The sequence below is a fragment of the Azospirillum sp. genome, from assembly GCF_050789165.1.
Genome location: NZ_JBOZRT010000022.1, coordinates 1 through 2,511, shown reverse-complemented (window position 1 = coordinate 2,511; position 2,511 = coordinate 1). Strand labels below are relative to the sequence as shown.

3 protein-coding genes are annotated in these 2,511 nt (G+C 68.3%); 1 reads left to right on the top strand and 2 read right to left on the bottom strand.

Translation table 11 applies throughout. From position 1 onward, the window contains the following. Window positions 1-115: 115 nt before the first annotated feature. Together ACRWK7_RS04430 and ACRWK7_RS04425 are read right to left on the bottom strand one after the other, a co-directional pair. Entirely contained in the window at window positions 116-1,123 is a 1,008-nt protein-coding gene (locus ACRWK7_RS04430) for an inorganic phosphate transporter (protein WP_431854980.1), read from the bottom strand. Window positions 1,124-1,139: 16 nt separating this feature from the next. Further along, window positions 1,140-1,781 (bottom strand): DUF47 domain-containing protein, encoded by a 642-nt coding sequence (locus ACRWK7_RS04425; protein ID WP_431854979.1) that lies wholly within the window; start codon window positions 1,779-1,781, stop codon window positions 1,140-1,142. A gap of 224 nt (window positions 1,782-2,005) precedes the next feature. On the opposite strand from ACRWK7_RS04425, the gene hisE reads away from it, so the two are divergent. Beyond that, window positions 2,006-2,407 carry a phosphoribosyl-ATP diphosphatase gene (gene hisE / locus ACRWK7_RS04420; protein ID WP_431854981.1) on the top strand — a complete coding sequence of 134 codons (402 nt, stop codon included), beginning with the start codon at window positions 2,006-2,008 and terminating at the stop codon, window positions 2,405-2,407. Window positions 2,408-2,511 lie beyond the last annotated feature (104 nt).

Sequence of the window (2,511 nt, the reverse complement as noted above, 5' to 3'; positions counted from 1 at the left end):
ACGGTCTGCCGCCCGGCGGTCCGGGGCGGGTGGCCACCCGCCCCGGACCGATCCGTCGCACTCACTTTACTCGATCATCAACATACAAGGGATGGGGTGGGGGCAAATACGCTCTCTACGCGACCAGTTGCAGCGCCCAGTACGCCAGCGCGCCGGTCAGGCCGGCGGCGGGGATGGTGATGATCCAGGCGATGACGATGTTGCCCGCGATGCCCCAGCGCACCGCCGAGGCCTTGCGCGCCGCGCCGACGCCGACGATGGCGCCGGTGATGGTGTGGGTGGTCGACACCGGGATGCCCAGGTAGGTCGCCATGAACAGCGTGATGGCGCCGCCGGTCTCGGCGCAGAAGCCCTGCATCGGCTTCAGGTCGGTGATCTTCGAGCCCATGGTCTTGACGATGCGCCAGCCGCCCATCAGCGTGCCGGCGCCCATCGCCGCCTGGCAGGCCAGCACCACCCAGAACGGGACGTGGAAGGTCTCGCCCAGCAGGCCCTGCGAGTACAGCAGCACGGCGATGATGCCCATGGTCTTCTGCGCGTCGTTGCCGCCGTGCCCGAGCGAGTAGAGCGAGGCGGAGACGAACTGCAGCTGGCGGAAGCGCCGATCCACCGAGAAGGGCGTCGAGCGCACGAAGATCCACGACACGATCAGCACCAGCAGCAGCGCCAGCAGGAAGCCGACCAGCGGGGAGATCACGATGGCGGCCGCGGTCTTGCCGAAGCCGTTCCACACGATGGCGCTGGTGCCCGCCTTGGCCATGCCGGCGCCGGCGAAGCCGCCGATCAGCGCGTGCGAGCTGGAGGAGGGCAGGCCCAGCCACCAGGTGATCAGGTTCCACCCCGTCGCCCCGACCAGCGCGCCGAAGATCACGCCGCCGTCCACCAGCTTCGGCGACACGATGCCGGTGCCGATGGTGTTGGCGACGTGCAGGCCGAAGAACAGGAAGGCGATGAAGTTGAAGAAGGCGGCCCAGGCTACGGCGTAGCGCGGCGCCAGCACGCGCGTCGACACCACCGTAGCGATGGAGTTGGCGGCGTCGTGCATGCCGTTGATGAGGTCGAAGAACAGCGCCAGCGCGATGAGGCCGACCAGCGCCGGCATGGCGATCGTCATGACGTCCATGGATGGGGGCTCCCGCTCAGACCTGTTCGATGACGATGCCGTCGACGACGTTGGTCACGTCGTCGCAGTGGTCCACGATCTCCTCCAGGAGTTCGTAGATCTCCTTGAGGATCACGAAGCGCTTGGGGTCGTGCTCGCCGTCGGTCAGCCGCGACAGGCAGCCGCGCAGCAGCTTGTCCGTCTCCCCCTCGATGCGGGAAATTTCCACGCTCATGCGTTGCAGGTGCATCACGTTCTTGTTGATGGAGCCGAGGAGCGGCACGCCCTCGCGCAGCAGCTTGGCGCACTGCCGGGCGGCGTCGGCCATCTGGCGCATCTCCGGGGTGTACTCGGTGACGCCGTAGATCATGATGCGCTGGGCCGCTTCCTCGATGAAGTCGACCGTGTCGTCCATGGCGGTGATCAGCGCGTGGATGTCCGAACGGTCGAAGGGGGTGATGAAGGTGCGGTGGATCGCCTGCAGCGTGCGCTTGGTGACCTGGTCGGCGGCGTGCTCGGCCGCCAGGATGCGCTCGAACGCCGCCTGCCGGTCGCCGGCCGGGTCCAGCAGGTCGTGCAGGGCGTCGGCCGCCTCCATGATCCGCTCGGAATGCTCGCAGAAATAGTCGATGAACTTCTCTTCCCTGGGCATCAGGGCGCGGAACAGGCGGAGAAGCATGGCGTGTCCTTGGCAGGCGGTCTGATGGCCAGAGATCGGGTCGGGCGGTCCGGCTTCGGCGGCGGTGGTTTAGCACCGGACGCTGGTGCCCGCCAGATGCATGACATATTTAAGACGGAAGTGTTGCGATGGGCGCGGCAATCCGCGCCCCGTGCGGGCGTGCGGCGGCGCGGAGGACGGTTTCCCGGTCGGGTGCCGGCGGCGAATCGGAAGGGCGGGGCGTGATGGTTCACTACATCGGCATCGACGTCCTGCGCACGCTGCACGAGGGCATCGTGGCCCGCCGCAAGGGCGACGCCAAGACCTCGCGCACCGCCAAGCTGTTCTCCCAGGGCAGCCGCAAGGTGGCCTCCAAGGTCGGCGAGGAGGCGGTCGAGGTGGTCATCGAGGCGATGCGCGGCGACAAGCACGCCGTGGTGATGGAGAGCGCCGACCTGCTCTACCACCTGGTGGCGCTGTGGGTTGACCTGGGCATCAAGCCGGACGTCGTGTGGGCCGAGCTGCGCCGGCGCGAGCTGACCTACGGCGTCGCCGAGAAGCTCCTCAAGGAGGAAGGCGCTCCCGCTCCCGCGGCGGCTCCGGCGGCGGCGGCGCGGCCGAAGAAGGCGCGCAAGGGGAAGTCGTGACCGGAAGTCCCTTGTATGTTGATGATCGAGTAAAGTGAGTGCGACGGATCGGTCCGGGGCGGGTGGCCACCCGCCCCGGACCGCCGGGCGGCAGACCGTCCCGT

Excerpts from the sequence above, each read along its gene's own strand:
- ACRWK7_RS04430 (WP_431854980.1), bottom strand. The coding sequence starts at position 1,123 with ATGGACGTCATGACGATCGCCATGCCGGCGCTGGTCGGCCTCATCGCG.
- hisE (WP_431854981.1), top strand. The coding sequence starts at position 2,006 with ATGGTTCACTACATCGGCATCGACGTCCTGCGCACGCTGCACGAGGGC.
- ACRWK7_RS04425 (WP_431854979.1), bottom strand. The coding sequence starts at position 1,781 with ATGCTTCTCCGCCTGTTCCGCGCCCTGATGCCCAGGGAAGAGAAGTTC.